Source organism: Bradyrhizobium sp. SZCCHNR2028, assembly GCF_032380995.1.
Taxonomy (GTDB): Bacteria; Pseudomonadota; Alphaproteobacteria; order Rhizobiales; family Xanthobacteraceae; genus Bradyrhizobium.
Genome location: NZ_JAUHJF010000001.1, coordinates 312,179 through 326,831 on the forward strand (window position 1 = coordinate 312,179; position 14,653 = coordinate 326,831).

A 14,653-nucleotide genomic window follows, 5' to 3' on the forward strand; every position below is an offset into this window, starting at 1 on the left:
CCAAGCTCCTTTGCCGCGGTGGCGTGCGTCAGGCCTTCCCCGAGTGGGAACGGATGGGAGCGTTGCCTCATCGAACGAGTTCCTGCGCCAATGATTCCGCGAGCTTGACGATCGTCAAGCAGATGCTCTCGGGGATCTGAGCAAACGCCTTGGCGATGCGCACGCCTTCCGACGAGGTGATGAACGTGTCCACGACGGTATCGTCCGGCGCCGCGTCCTTGGCCGCGAACAGGAAGGGAAGATCGACCTGCAGCGCGGCCGCGATGGCGGCGAGCCGCGATCCGCGGATGCCGTTGGTGCCCTTCTCGTACTTCTGGATCTGCTGAAACGTGACGCCGACGGCGTTCGCCAGATCGGTCTGGCTCATGCCCAGTTCGAGGCGGCGCATGCGAATGCGCCTGCCGATCTTCGCGTCAGTCTCGGTCGTGGATCGGGGCTTCTTGATTTGAGCGCTTTTCGGCATCGATGTCTCTCGATGTGGTGGTTGGCTTGCAGCCCTTCACCACGGACGTGCAGGAGGCGATCAAGGTCGAGCTTGCAGCCGCCTTTCGGCTCAACTCCCGCGTCGCTGGCAGCGACGCTGCGATCTCGACGATGCCCTATCTGGCCTCACCGGCATCGTTCTCGCGGTCGTGGATCTGGCAGGCGATTGCGAACGCGGCCGGCGAGGCGCGCAGCCGCGTCGACGCGCCGGCGGTCGACGTCGCGCTGTCGCCGAGCCAGATTGCGACGCTCGGCGGCGTCACCTTCTCGGCGGTGTAGTAGGCCGTCGGCAATTGCAGCTGGACATCGCCGAGGGCGGTTGGTCATCAGCAGCAGTGAAGCCGCTATGCAATTACAGCATCGCCTGTGCTATTCCGGTTCGCTGTCGAATTGGGTTTTGACTGCGGAGGATTTTATGGGTCTCGACCTCGTTGTGGAAGGTTGCGCCAAGCCCGGCCATGAGAGGGAGTGGCGCCGTCTCTTGGAACGCGCATTCTCGAGCAGTCAACTATCAGAGGCCGAGATCACCCATTTCAACTCGATCAGCGTTCCCGGCTATGAGCGTATCGGCGCTCCGCGGGTCGGTTTTGATGCCGCAGCGGATGCGTGGATCATCGAGGCCCGGAAAGCGCAAACGACCGATGAGGTAGCGGCTACTCTAAAGGAATTCTCCGGATATTACGTCTTAAGGCTCGTTAAGTGCGACGGTGTGCCGACCTACTGCAATGCCGGCCTCTACGAAGGCATTGACGAGACCAGTTTTCGCGGCGCTTTCTTGAAGAGCTGTGGGAATGTGATCGACAAGCAATTGCTGGATGAGGCGTGGGAACATAAGTTTCCTGAGGCGGCGACGAAGTATGGGCGAGCGCTCCTCGCCGCGGCAGACGCGGCCGAGACATCGTCTCGCGTGGCGCACCGGAGTTTTCTTTCGCGTCTTGGCCTCGTGAAATCAGCCGAGCCTCTTCCGTTGCCGGAGCAGCTAGATATTGTGCGCGCCGCAGGGCGCTGGTTCATTTTCTGGGGCGAACGGGGTCACCCTATACGGGCTTATTTCTGATCGTCGTCGAAGCGGGTGCTTCGCCGGGACTGTCGGCCGTGCTGATGTCCGCTTTCCACCCATAGCGCCCGCGGCGGCAGTGCCTTGGGTATGCGACGCGCGACGACGACTTCTCGCTCGATGTCCTCGCCTCTATCGTCGCCTGCACGTCCTGCTCAAGCGGGAGGGCTATCTGGTCAATCACAAGAAGCTGTTCCGGCTGTACCGGGAGGAACGGCTCACGGTGCGCCGCAGAGGTGGCCGCAAGCGGGCCCTCGGCACACGAGCACTGATGACGGTGCCGCTGCTCCCGAATGATCGCTGGTCGCTCGACTTCGTGTCGGATCAGATGACCGACGGCCGGCGATTCCGCGTCCTGACCGTGGTCGACGACTGCACCCGCGAGTGCCTGGCGCTGGTGGCCGACGCCTCACTCTCGGGCGCCCGGGTCGCTCGAGAGCTGGACCGGCTTGTAGCCGAGCGCGGCAAGCCCAAGATGGTGGTGAGCGACAACGGCAGCGAGCTCACCAGCAATGCCATCCTGACATGGGCCGATCAGAGCCGCATCGCCTGGCACTACATCGCACCGGGGCAACCCATGCAGAACGCCTTCATCGAGAGCTTCAACGGCCGCCTGCGGGACGAACTGCTGAACGAGACGCTGTTCACCTCGCTCGCCCAGGCCCGCGTTGCGCTCCGATGCTGGCAGGCCGACTATAACGACGCTCGACCGCACTCCCAGCTCGGATGGAAGACGCCATCCGAGTTCGCGGCCACCTGCAATCCGCGTCGGGATCTGGCGCTGCGCTATGCCGAGAGCTCCGCGCCAGCTCCCGCCGCTACCACCGCCCGGATGGGCACATCCAACCGCCCGAACGAACTCAGATCTGGATAAAACTTGGGGGCAAGGTCACGACTACGGCGCCGGCGTGTTCTCGCGAGACGATTTCGCGTGCCTGGCGCAGCGGCTCGGCAGCATCGCTGGCAAGTTCATGCTGTCGGTCAACGACGTGCCGGAGACGCGCGAGGTCTTCGCGAACTATGCGATCGAGGCCGGGACGACCCGCTACACCATCTCCGGCCAATGGTCCGACGTCGCCGAGATCCTCGTCACCGGCCCGTCGCCGGACCGCTTTGCTACCGCGCCGGATCTGTTGTCGCTGGTGTGATTTCGACCGCTCAAGAGGCGAATGTGACCCACCAGAACAGGCGTTCCAAAATGTGGGTCACTGAGCGTTGTTTTCTTCAATGAAATCAGCGGAGGAAAAAGCCGTTGGCGATCCCAGCAGGACTCGAACCTGCAACCCGCGGAGTAGAAATCCGCTACTCTATCCAGTTGAGCTATGGGACCGTCGTCGCGACGTGAACGGCACGGGCGGACGTCGCGGGATGACTCCCCGAGGCGAAGCCCCGCCGGTACGGCCATCCCATAGCATGGGTCATATGAAAAATCTTCCGTTTCGCCAAGACCGTCCGAACCGGATACGGGCCGGCGGCGACCAAGCGGAGGCGGAGGAGGGTCATCAAGGGCCGTTCGCGCGTCAGCGGCGCTGGTCAAACGGCTGCTGCGGTCTTTGCCGGTATGCCATGTCCTGTGAACATGTCCCGTGAATTGCCGTTGATGAACAGATTTTCCCGGCCGCGGCCGCCTGCCGATGGCAGCCAAGGCCACGGGTCGCTATCTTGGCCCCTACAACTCTTGCCATCAGTCCGTCACCATATCGCGTCCATTCTCGCCACCAATCGGCCAAACACGGGCGTCGATCCGTGCACCGCCAGGACCTGTCCGGAAATCTTTCCAGAGAACTTTCAAAGAGCCGTCCAAGGAGCTGTCCCATGATCGGTCTGGTTCGCGCCGCCGTCCTCTGCGCCACCATGGCGCTCGGCCTCGTGGCCGCCCACGCCGCCGACAAGGCGTTCAAGCGCGACGATCTGGCTGACGCCGCCGTCAAGCTGGAGGCGCAGATCAAGAGCGAGGCGGGGGCGGTCAACAAGCCGCTGGCGACCTTGCGCACCGACGCCGATGCGGCGCTGCGCCGCAACGACCTCCGCACGGGTCTGCAGATCCTCGGACAGATCGCCACAGTGGCCCCGGATGATTCCGGTAATTGGCTGCGGCTGGCACGCACCGTGCTCAACCAGATCAAGCCGATCAACTCGTCGGAGCAGACCTTCCTGCTGGAGCGCGCCTCGACGGCGGCCTACATCGCCTACCAGCGCGCCGGCAATGCCGGCGAGGAGGCGGACGCGCTCGCCGTGCTCGGCAAGACCATGGCCGAGCGCAAGCTGTGGCGGCCGGCGCTCGATACGCTCAGGATGTCGCTCGAGCTGCGCGAGATCGCCGACGTCCGAGGACAGTATGAGCGGATGCGCGACGAGCACGGCTTCAAGCTGCTCGACTATACCGTTGACTCGGACTCGGCGAGCCCGCGCGCCTGCTTCCAGTTCTCCGAGGATCTTGCCAAGCGCACCGACTTCTCGCCGTTCGTGGCACAGGCAGGTACCGACAAGCCGGCGCTGACCTCGGAGGACAAGCAGCTCTGCGTCGAAGGCCTCAAGCATGGCGAGCGCTACAACATCAACCTGCGCGCCGGGCTGCCGTCAGGCGTGAAGGAAAGCCTGCCGAAATCGGCCGAGTTCAACATCTATGTCCGCGACCGCAAGCCGTTCGTGCGCTTCACCGGCAAGGCCTATGTGCTGCCGCGCACCGGCCAGAAGGGCATTCCGCTGGTCAGCGTCAACACGCCCGCCGTCAACATCAACGTCTTCCGGATCGGCGACCGCAACCTGATCAACACCGTCATCGACAGCGACTTCCAGCGGCCGCTGTCGAGCTACCAGCTCACCGATCTCGGCAATGAGCGCGGCATGAAGGTGTGGAGCGGCGAGCTCTCGACCGCGATGACCCTGAACCAGGACGTCACCACCGCCTTTCCGGTGGATCAGGCGCTCAGCGACATGCAGCCCGGCGTCTATGTGATGACGGCCGCGCCGAAGGGCCCGACCAGTGGCAATGACGAGGACAGCGGCGGCCAGCTCGCCACGCAATGGTTCATCGTGTCCGATCTCGGCGTCGCCTCGTTTTCCGGCAATGACGGAATCCATGTGTTCGTCAATTCGCTAGCGTCCACCGATCCGGTGGCGCGCGCCGAGGTGAGGCTGGTGGCGCGCAACAACGAGATCCTGGCGACCCGCAGGACCGATGAGGCCGGGCACGCGCTTTTCGAGACGGGGCTGGCGCGGGGCGAGGGCGGTCTGTCGCCGGCGATGCTGACGGTGGTCGGCGAGAAAGCCGACTACGCCTTCCTCAGCCTGAAGACGACCGCCTTCGATCTCTCCGACCGTGGCGTGTCCGGCCGCGAGGCGCCGGCCGGGCCGGACGCCTTCGTGTATTCCGAGCGCGGCGTCTACCGGTCCAGCGAGACCGTCTACCTCACGGCGCTGCTGCGCGACGGCAAGGGCAACGCCATGACCGGCACGCCGCTGACGCTGGTCGTCGAGCGCCCGGATGGAGTCGAGTTCCGCCGCGCCGTGCTGCCTGACCAGGGTGCCGGCGGGCGGTCGTTCAGCGTGGCGCTGAATTCGGCGGTGCCGACCGGCACCTACCGCGTGCGCGCCTTCACCGATCCCAAGGGGGCGTCCGTCGGCGAGACCACCTTCATGGTCGAGGACTACGTCCCCGAGCGGCTGGAATTCGACTTGTCGTCCAAGGACAAGCAGATCAAGGCTGAGACTCCTGTGGAGGTGAAGGTCGACGGCCATTTCCTCTACGGCGCGCCGGCCTCCGGCCTGCAGCTCGAGGGCGACCTGCTGGTGACGACCGCCTCCGAGCGGCCGGGCTTCCCGGGCTATCAGTTCGGCGTCGCCGACGAGGAGAGCGCCTCCAACGAGCGCACCCCGATCGAAGGCATGCCGGAAACGGATGAGAAGGGCGCGGCGACGTTCCCCGTGAGCCTGTCCAAGCCGCCGTCCTCCAGCCGGCCGCAGGAGGCGCAGATCTATGTGCGGATGGCTGAGACCGGCGGCCGCGCCGTCGAGCGCAAGCTGGTGCTCCCCGTGGCGCCCAAGGCCGCGCAGATCGGCATCAAGCCGTCGTTTTCCGGCAAGAGCGTCGGCGAGGGCGAGAAGGCCGAGTTCGACGTCGTGTTCGTCTCGCCCGAGGGCAAGACGCTGGCGCGCAATGGGCTGCGTTATGAGCTGCTCAAGATCGAGTCGCGCTATCAGTGGTACCGGCAGAACTCCTATTGGGAGTACGAGCCGGTGAAGTCGACGCGCCGGGTCGGCGATGGCGACGTCACGATCGCCGCCAACAAGCCGGCGCGGCTGAGCTTCCTGCCGGAGGCCGGGCGCTATCGCCTCGACGTCAAGTCGGCGGATGCCGACGGTCCGGTGACGTCGCTGCAGTTCGACGTCGGCTGGTACACCGACGGCAGCGCCGATACGCCGGATCTCTTGGAGACCTCGCTCGACAAGCCGCAATACCAGTCGGGCGACAGCATGGTCGTGACGATCAATGCGCGCACCGCCGGCAAGCTGACGGTCAATGTGCTCGGCGACCGGCTGCTGACGACGCAGACCACCGAGGTCAAGGAGGGCACCAACCAGGTCAAGCTTGCAGTCGGCAAGGACTGGGGCACTGGCGCCTATGTCGTGACGACGCTGCGCCGTCCGCTCGATACGGCCGCGCAGCGCATGCCGGGCCGCGCGCTCGGCGTCGCCTGGTTCGGGATCGACAAGTCCGCGCGCACGCTCAACGTCGCGCTGACGCCGCCGGCCCTGGTCCGTCCGGGCTCGGCCTTGAAGATCCCGGTCAAGATCGGCGGGCTCAATCCCGGCGAGGACGCCAAGGTCGTGATCGCCGCAGTCGATGTCGGCATTCTCAACCTCACCAACTACAAGCCGCCGGCGCCGGACGAGTATTATCTCGGCCAGCGCCAGCTCTCGGCCGAGATCCGCGATCTCTATGGCCAGTTGATCGATGGCATGCAGGGCTCGCGCGGCCAGATCCGCTCTGGCGGTGACTCTGGCGGCGCCGAGCTGCAGGGCTCGCCACCGACGCAGAAGCCGCTGGCGCTGTATTCGGGCATCGTCACCGTCGGGCCTGACGGAACTGCCGAGGTCAGCTTCGACATTCCGGAGTTCGCCGGCACAGCGCGGGTGATGGCGGTGGCGTGGAGCGCCACCAAAGTTGGCCGCGCCAATGTCGACGTCACCGTGCGCGATCCCGTGGTGCTGACCGCGACCCTGCCGCGCTTCCTCCTGTCAGGCGATCGCGGCACGCTGTCGTTCGATGTCGACAATGTCGAAGGCGGGCCCGGCGACTATGTCGTCAGCGTGAAGGCGGGCGGTCCGGTCAAGGTGTCCGGCAATGCCAACGTCACGATGAAGCTCGCGGCCAAGCAGCGGGCGTCGTCGACCCTGCCGCTGGAGGCCAGCGGCACCGGCACGGCGCAGCTCGACGTCGAGATCAAGGGACCGAACGGGCTTTCGCTGGCGCGGCACTATCAGCTCGACGTCAAGCCGGCGACCCAGGTGCTGGCGCGGCGCTCGATCCGCACGCTCGCCAAGGGCGAGAGCCTGACGCTGACGTCCGACATGTTCTCCGATCTCGTGGCGGGCACCGGCACGGTGTCGCTGTCGGCGGGGTTGTCGACCGCGCTCGATGCGGCGACCATCCTGAAGGCGCTCGACCGCTACCCCTATGGCTGCTCGGAGCAGATCACGAGCCGCGCGATGCCGCTGCTCTATGTCAACGAGCTCGCGGCCGGCGCGCATCTGGCGATGGACACCGAGGTCGACCAGCGCATCCGCGACTCGATCGACCGGCTGCTGGCGCGGCAGGGATCCAATGGCTCGTTCGGGCTGTGGTCGTCGGGCGGCGATGATCCCTGGCTCGATGCCTATGTGACGGACTTCCTGACCCGCGCCCGCGAGAAGGGCTTTGCCGTGCCGGACGTGCTGTTCAAGAGCGCGCTCGACCGCGTCAGGAACTCGGTCGTCAATGCCGAGGAGCCGGAGAAGAGCGGGGGCCGCGATCTTGCCTATGGCCTCTACGTGCTGGCGCGCAATGGCGCGGCGCCGATCGGCGACCTGCGCTATCTCGCCGACACCAAGCTCGGCAATCTCGCCACCCCGATCGCCAAGGCGCAGCTTGCCGCGGCGTTGGCGCTGGTCGGCGACCGCGCCCGTGCGGAGCGGGTCTATGCCGCCGCGGCCGACAGCCTCGCGCCGAAGCCGGTCTTGGTGTTCGGCCGCACCGATTACGGCTCCGACCTGCGCGATGCAGCGGCGTTGGTGTCGTTGGCGGGCGAGGGCAATGCGCCGCGGGCGACGTTGACGCAGGCCGTCGCCCGTGTCGAAGCCGCGCGCGGGCTGACGCCGTACACCTCGACGCAGGAGAATGCGTGGATGGTGCTGGCGGCGCGCGCGATGGCCAGGGAGACGCTGACGCTCGACGTCAACGGCCAGGCCGTAAAGCAGGCGATGTACCGCAGCTACAAGGCGGCGGAACTCTCAGGTCAGCCGCTGAAGATCACCAACACCGGTGATGCGCCGGTGCAGGCAGTGGTCTCGGTCTCCGGCTCGCCGCTGACGCCGGAGCCGGCCGCGTCGAACGGTTTCAAGATCGAGCGCGGCTACTACACGCTCGACGGCAAGCCGGCCGATATCAGAACCGCGAAGCAGAACGACCGTTTCGCTGTCGTGCTGAAGGTCACCGAGGCCAAGCCGGAGTACGGCCACATCATGGTGTCGGACTATCTGCCGGCGGGGCTTGAGATCGACAATCCGCACCTGGTGTCGTCGGGTGACAGCGGCACCTTGGACTGGATCGAGGACGGCCAGGAACCGGTCAACACCGAGTTCCGCGACGACCGCTTCACCGCCGCGCTCGACCGCGCCGCGGATTCCAAGTCGGTGTTCACGGTCGCCTACGTCGTGCGCGCGGTGTCGCCCGGCAAATACGTGCTGCCGCAGGCCTATGTTGAGGACATGTACAATCCCTCGCGCTATGGTCGGACGGGCACGGGCTCGGTGGAGGTCCGCGCGGCCAAATGAGCGAGGGTGGGACGAGCGATCGTGAGCTGGGTGGCAAGACGGACCTCCACACTCCGCCATGCCCGGTCGCTCCGCGCGCTCCGAACGACGTGGATGGCCGGGACAAGCCCGGCCATGACGGCAGGAGAGGGCGGGGCGTCAAACGGCTGTTCGCCATTGCGCTCGCATTGGTCGCGTCGGTCTCCGTCGCCGCCTGGACCATCTCCCTCGGCCCGCTGCCGCTGGGCGAGGCGAGGGCGGTCTCGACCACCGTGGTCGATCGCCACGGCAAGTTGCTGCGTGCCTATGCGATGGCGGACGGGCGGTGGCGGCTGCCGGTCAGCGCCAAAAAAGACGTCGATCCGACCTATCTGAAGCTGCTGCTGGCCTATGAGGACCAGCGCTTCTTCGACCATCACGGCGTCGATCCGCGCGCGCTGGTGCGGGCGGCCATCCAGCTCGGCTCGCACGGCCACATCGTCTCCGGCGGCTCGACCATCACGATGCAGCTGGCGCGGCTGCTCGAGCCGCGGCGGCAGCGCTCGCTGCATGCCAAGCTCCGGCAGATCGTGCGCGCGCTCGAGCTCGAGCGAGAGCTGAGCAAGGACGAGATCCTCGATCTCTACCTGACGCTGGCGCCCTATGGCGGCAATCTTGAAGGCATTCGCGCCGCCTCGATTGCATATTTCGGCAAGGAGCCGAAGCGGCTGTCACTGGCGGAAGCGGCCCTCTTGGTGGCGCTGCCGCAGTCACCGGAGACGCGGCGGCTCGACCGGCATCCCGAGGCCGCTCGACGCGGCCGCGACCGCGTGCTCGACCGCGTGGTGTCGGAGAACGTGATCTCCGCCGAGGACGCGGCGCAGGCAAAGGCGCAAGCCGTTCCGGCCTTCCGCAAGCCGATGCCGATCCTGGCGCCGCATGCCGCCGACCAGGCCTCGGCGGCCGTCAAGGATCAGCCGATCATCCGCCTGACGCTCGATGCGTCGCTGCAGAAAGTGCTGGAGCCGCTGGCGCGCGATCGCGCCATCGCATTGGGACCGAACGTCTCGGTCGGCATCATCGTGGTCGACAATGACAGCGGCGACGTGCTCGCCCATGTCGGATCGGCCGACTACTTCGACGAGAAGCGGGCAGGGCAGGTCGACATGACCCGCGCGGTGCGCTCGCCGGGCTCGACCCTGAAGCCGTTCATCTATGGACTCGCCTTCGAGGACGGCTTCGTGCACCCGGAGAGCCTGATCGAGGATCGCCCGGTGCGCTTCGGCTCCTACGCGCCGGAGAATTTCGACATGACGTTCCAGGGCACGGTGCCGGTGCGCAAGGCGCTGCAGCTGTCGCTGAACGTGCCGGCGATCGTGCTGCTCGATCGCGTCGGGGCGAGCCGGCTGTCATCGCGGCTGAAGCAGGCCGGCGGCAATCTGGTGCTGCCGAAGGACGAGGCGCCCGGCCTTGCGATGGGGCTCGGCGGCGTCGGCGTGACCCTGCAGGACCTCGCCCAGCTCTATGCAGGCTTTCCGCGCCTCGGCACCACCAGGCCGCTGCGCGAGATCATGACGGCTGAGGGGACTGACGGCGCGCGCGAGCCGATGCGGCTGATGGATTCGGCGGCCGCCTGGCAGGTCGGCAACGTGCTGCTGGGGACGCCGCCGCCGGAAAACGCAGCCCGCAACCGGATCGCCTTCAAGACCGGTACCAGCTACGGCTATCGCGACGCTTGGTCGGTCGGCTTCGACGGCCGCGTCACGATCGGCGTCTGGGTCGGCCGGCCTGATGGCGCGCCGGTGCCCGGCCTGATCGGTCGCGTCGCCGCGGCGCCGATCCTGTTCGACGCTTTTGCCCGCAGTGGCAAGCTGCCAGCAACATTGCCGAAGCCGCCCAAGGGGGCGCTGGTCGCCAGCAATTCAAAGTTGCCGCTGCCGCTGCGCCGGTTCCGGCCGATCGGCGAATTGGTGCGGACCGGCGCCGAACAGGCGCCGCACATCCAGTTCCCGCCGAACGGCTCGCGCATCGATGTCGACCGATCCGCGGGACGCGAGGCATCGGTGATGCCGGTGAAAGTGTCGGGCGGCGTGCTGCCGCTGACCATGCTGGTCAATGGACTGGCCGTCGGCGAGATCGATAGCCGCCGCCAGCGCCTGATCGATCCGCCCGGGCCGGGCTTTGCCCGCCTCACCGTGATCGACGCCACGGGCGCTGCGGACACAGTTGTGGTCAGAATCCAGTGAGGGTTCGCTAAGCGGTTGTCGACATGGCGGTTTCAGCGTATTCGGAACCCCATGGTCGAGACCTATGCCCGCCCCCGTTTTGGAGAGCCACGCGAGCCGAAGAACCTGGTCAATCCAGGCAATCGGCTGGTGCGGATGATCGATGCCGTCACCGTGAACCACACCAGGGCGGCGGCGTTCCTGCTCGTCTGCGGGCTGCTGTTGTTCCTGCCGGGCTTCTTCACGATCCCGCCGATCGATCGCGACGAGGCGCGCTTCGCCCAGGCGACCAAGCAGATGGTCGAGAGCGGCGATTACGTCGACATCCGCTTCCAGGACGACGTGCGCTACAAGAAGCCGGTCGGCATCTACTGGTTGCAATCGGCCGCGGTCGAGACGGCGTCGGCGATCGGTCTGCCGCGTGCGCAACTGCGCATCTGGGTCTACCGCATTCCCTCGCTGATCGGCGCGATCGGCGCGGTGCTGCTGACCTATTGGACCGCGCTCTCCTTCGTGACACGGCGCGGCGCCGTGTTCGCCGCCTTGCTGATGTGCTGCTCGGTGCTGCTCGGCGTGGAAGCCCGGCTCGCCAAGACCGACGCGATGCTGCTGTTCACCGTGGTGGCTGCCATGGGTGCGCTGGCGCGCGTCTATCTGTCGTGGCAGCGCGGCGAGGATCCGGTGCATCCGCCCTGGGGACCGCCTGCGATCTTCTGGACGGCGCTCGCCGGCGGCATCCTGATCAAGGGCCCGCTGATCCTGATGTTCGCGGGACTGACGATCGTGGCCCTGGCGATCATGGATCGCGGCGCCGGCTGGCTATCGCGTCTGCGCCCTCTGTGGGGACTGATGTGGATGCTGGTGCTGGTGCTGCCCTGGTTCGTGCTGATCTTCCTGCGCGCCGGCGACACCTTCTTCGCCGACTCCGTCGGCGGCGACATGCTGAGCAAGATCGGCGCCCAGGAGTCGCATGGCGCGCCGCCGGGCCTCTATCTGCTGCTGTTGTTCATCACCTTCTGGCCCGGCGCGCCGCTGGCCGCAATGGCGGCGCCTGCGGTGTGGCGCGCGCGGCGCGAGCCGGGGGCGCAGTTCTTGCTGGCCTGGCTGCTTCCGTCCTGGATCGTGTTCGAGGCGGTGCTGACCAAGCTGCCGCATTATGTGCTGCCGCTGTATCCGGCGATCGCGATCCTCACGGTGGGCGCGCTGGAGCGGCGGGTGCTGGCGCGCAATTGGCTGCGGCGCGGCGCCGCCTGGTGGTTTGCGATTCCCGCCATCACCTCGGTGGTGGCCGTGATTGGCGCCATCATCGTCACGCACCAGCCGGTGTTCCTGGCCTGGCCGTTCGTCGCGGCGTCGCTGATCTTCGGCCTGTTCGCCTGGTGGCTCTATGACGACGGCCGTGCCGAGCGCTCGCTCTTGAATGCCGGCGTGGCGGCGATGTTCCTGGCGTTCGTGGTGTACGGCGCCGTGCTGCCGGCGCTGACGCCGCTGTTTCCCAGCGCGGAGATTGCGCGCGCTCTCCGCAACGTGGTCTGCGTCGGGCCGAAGGCGGCGGCGGCAGGCTTCCACGAGCCGAGCCTCGTCTTCATGACAGGGTCGTCGACGCAGCTCACGGACGGCTCCGGCGCCGCCGACTTCCTCAGCCAGGGCACCTGCCGCTTTGCTTTGGTCGAGCAGCGCACCGAGCGCGCCTTCGTGCAACGGGCCGAAGCGATCGGGCTGCGCTACAACGTCGCCAAGCGCATCGACGGCTACAACATCTCGCAGGGCCGTCCGGTCTCGATCGCGATCTATCGCTCGGAGGGCACCGAATAGATGTCGGCGCCCGACAGCCCCGCGCGATCGTCAGGCTATTTCGCCCAGCTCGCGCTGGTCGGCAAATTCTCGCTCGGCCGGCTGGTCCGCCAGCCGCAAACGGCGCCGGAGGCCGCGAGCCAGCAACGCCTGGGGCGCGAGCTTCTCCTGCTCGGCGCCATCGGCCTGAGTGTGGTCCTGGTGCTGATGTTCGCGTTCGATGCTTACGAGATCGGGCTGATGCCGGCGCGGGGAACACCGAGCCTTTGGCCGGTGCGGATCATCACCGAGTTCGGTCAGGATGAATACGTGCTGGGACTGTTGGCCGTGGGCGTCGTCGCGACGATCCTGATTGCGCCGCTGTGGCCGGAAGCCAGCCGCAGCCGTTTGCTCAATTTCGCGACCCACGTTCAATACGCCTTCTTCGCGGTGCTGAGCGCGGTACTTGCTGCCCAAGTGCTGAAATACATCATCGGCCGCGGCCGCCCCTTCGTCGGCGGCAAGGCGAATGCCTTCAATTTCGACCCGTTCAACGGCACGCCGGCCTATTTCAGCATGCCGTCCGCACATGCGGTGACGGCCTTCGCGCTGGCCTTTGCAATGTCCGCCATCTGGCCGCGGTTGCGCGTTCCCATGTTCATCTATGCCGTCGTGATCGCCTTGAGTCGGCTGGTGCTGCTGGCGCATCATCCGAGCGACGTGGTCGCCGGCGCCGTGGTGGGATTGGCCTGCGCCATGCTCGTCCGCTACTGGTTCGCAGCTCGTCGGCTCGGCTTTCGTCTCGGCAAGGACGGCCAAATCGTACCGCGCTAAAGGGGTTGATAGCGGGCCCCAAGCCCCATAAGAAGCCTCCGCCGGAGCGCCCCGGGGCAGGAACCGGCCCGATCACGCCCTTACGAGTCTCAAACTCTTGTCGACCGAATCCCCCGTTGCCGTCTCCATCGTCGTTCCCGTGCGCAACGAGGCCGGCAACATCACGCCCCTGATCAGCGAGATCGCGACCGCGCTCGATGGTCTGTGGCCGTACGAGATCATCTACGTCAATGACGGCTCGACCGACGAGACCGCGCAGCGGCTCGCCGAGGAAATGGCACGGCGGCCGAACCTGCGCGTCCTGCGGCATGAGACGTCTTCCGGCCAATCGGCGGCTGTCAGGAGCGGCATCCGCGCCGCTCACGGCGCTGTCGTCGCGACGCTCGACGGGGACGGGCAGAACAACCCTGCTTTTCTGCCCGAGCTCATCGCCGCGCTCGAAAAGGGCGGTGCGCATGTCGGCCTCGTCGCCGGGCAGCGGGTCGGCCGCAAGGATACTGGCTTCAAGAAACTGCAGTCACGGCTCGCCAACAAGATCCGCAATGCGGTGCTGCACGATGGAACGCGTGACACCGGCTGCGGCCTCAAGGCGGTTCGCCGCGACGTGTTCCTGATGATGCCGTATTTCGATGGTCTGCACCGCTTCCTGCCGGCGCTGGTGCGGCGCGAGGGCTATGACATCGCCTATGTCGACGTGATCGACCGGCCTCGGCACTCCGGTGTCTCGAACTACGGGTTCTTCGACCGGCTCTGGATCGGGATCATGGATCTCGCCGGCGTGTGGTGGCTGATCCGCCGCAAGAAGCCGACGCCGGTTGCGATCGAGGTGAAGTAATGCTGATTCAATTCGGGCAGGCGTTCAGCAACTATCTCTACGACATCTTCATCGCCAAGTTCGATTTCTGGCTGGTGTTCGGCCTCGCCGCACAACTGGCCTTCGCTGCGCGCTTCCTGGTGCAGTGGATCGCCAGCGAGCGCGCGGGCAAGAGCGTCGTGCCGCTCGCATTCTGGTTCTTCTCGATCGGGGGAGGGCTGATGACGCTGATTTATGGTCTCGTGAAGCGCGAGCCGGTCATCATCTTCGGCCAGCTGCTGTCGAACATCATCTACGTCCGCAACGTGATGTTGATCTTCAAGAACCGCCAGCGGGAATCGCAGACGCTGAGCAACTGATCGAGCCGTAGGGGTCTCACCACCGCCGACATTCCGGGTTCAATCGCCACGCGCAGCCGCGTCGCGGCTGCACATTGACGCTTGCCCAGGAATGACGGTGGTCGTGAAACCGGAA

The 14,653-nt window shown here is 66.4% G+C and carries 10 protein-coding genes, 1 tRNA gene and 1 pseudogene; 10 read left to right on the plus strand and 2 right to left on the minus strand.

The genetic code is table 11. From position 1 onward, the window contains the following. Positions 1-67: 67 nt before the first annotated feature. Positions 68-463: a helix-turn-helix transcriptional regulator gene (locus QX121_RS01440; RefSeq protein ID WP_315810976.1), complete on the minus strand. Its 396-nt coding sequence runs from the start codon at positions 461-463 to the stop codon at positions 68-70. 26 nt (positions 464-489) lie between these two features. Between QX121_RS01440 and QX121_RS01445 the strand changes: the two genes are divergently transcribed. The 4 genes and pseudogenes from QX121_RS01445 (at position 490) to QX121_RS01460 (ending at position 2,688) form a co-directional block, all read left to right on the plus strand. Further along, positions 490-762 (plus strand): hypothetical protein, encoded by a 273-nt coding sequence (locus tag QX121_RS01445; RefSeq protein ID WP_315810977.1) that lies wholly within the window; start codon positions 490-492, stop codon positions 760-762. A 40-nt stretch (positions 763-802) separates the two neighbouring features. Beyond that, on the plus strand, positions 803-1,540 hold the full coding sequence (locus QX121_RS01450) for a hypothetical protein (RefSeq protein ID WP_315810978.1): 738 nt from the start codon (positions 803-805) through the stop codon (positions 1,538-1,540). 133 nt (positions 1,541-1,673) lie between these two features. Further along, positions 1,674-2,414 (plus strand): annotated as a pseudogene (locus QX121_RS01455) (IS3 family transposase); the annotation flags it as partial. Positions 2,415-2,448: 34 nt separating this feature from the next. Beyond that, positions 2,449-2,688, plus strand: coding sequence for a hypothetical protein (locus QX121_RS01460; RefSeq protein WP_315810979.1), 240 nt, complete (start codon positions 2,449-2,451; stop codon positions 2,686-2,688). 105 nt (positions 2,689-2,793) lie between these two features. On the opposite strand, the gene QX121_RS01465 is transcribed toward QX121_RS01460, so the two are convergent. Continuing rightward, positions 2,794-2,870: transfer RNA gene (locus tag QX121_RS01465), tRNA-Arg, on the minus strand. 485 nt (positions 2,871-3,355) lie between these two features. On the opposite strand from QX121_RS01465, the gene QX121_RS01470 reads away from it, so the two are divergent. From QX121_RS01470 to QX121_RS01495, 6 genes are all read left to right on the plus strand, one after another. Further along, positions 3,356-8,575, plus strand: a complete 5,220-nt coding sequence (locus QX121_RS01470) for an alpha-2-macroglobulin (protein ID WP_315810980.1) — start codon at positions 3,356-3,358, stop codon at positions 8,573-8,575. After that, complete coding sequence (pbpC, locus tag QX121_RS01475) at positions 8,572-10,779, plus strand: penicillin-binding protein 1C (RefSeq protein WP_315810981.1); 2,208 nt, start codon at positions 8,572-8,574, stop codon at positions 10,777-10,779. Before QX121_RS01470 ends, pbpC begins: the two co-directional genes overlap by 4 nt. A gap of 51 nt (positions 10,780-10,830) precedes the next feature. Then, entirely contained in the window at positions 10,831-12,573 is a 1,743-nt protein-coding gene (locus tag QX121_RS01480) for a glycosyltransferase family 39 protein (RefSeq protein ID WP_315797459.1), read from the plus strand. Then, a complete protein-coding gene (locus tag QX121_RS01485; protein WP_315810982.1) occupies positions 12,574-13,365 on the plus strand; it encodes a phosphatase PAP2 family protein in 792 nt (263 codons plus the stop codon). 97 nt (positions 13,366-13,462) lie between these two features. Beyond that, on the plus strand, positions 13,463-14,200 hold the full coding sequence (locus QX121_RS01490; RefSeq protein ID WP_315780016.1) for a glycosyltransferase family 2 protein: 738 nt from the start codon (positions 13,463-13,465) through the stop codon (positions 14,198-14,200). Then, the gene (locus QX121_RS01495) at positions 14,200-14,538 is read left to right on the plus strand and encodes a lipid-A-disaccharide synthase N-terminal domain-containing protein (RefSeq protein WP_172109779.1); all 339 of its coding nucleotides are present in this window, start codon (positions 14,200-14,202) and stop codon (positions 14,536-14,538) included. Before QX121_RS01490 ends, QX121_RS01495 begins: the two co-directional genes overlap by 1 nt. Positions 14,539-14,653 lie beyond the last annotated feature (115 nt).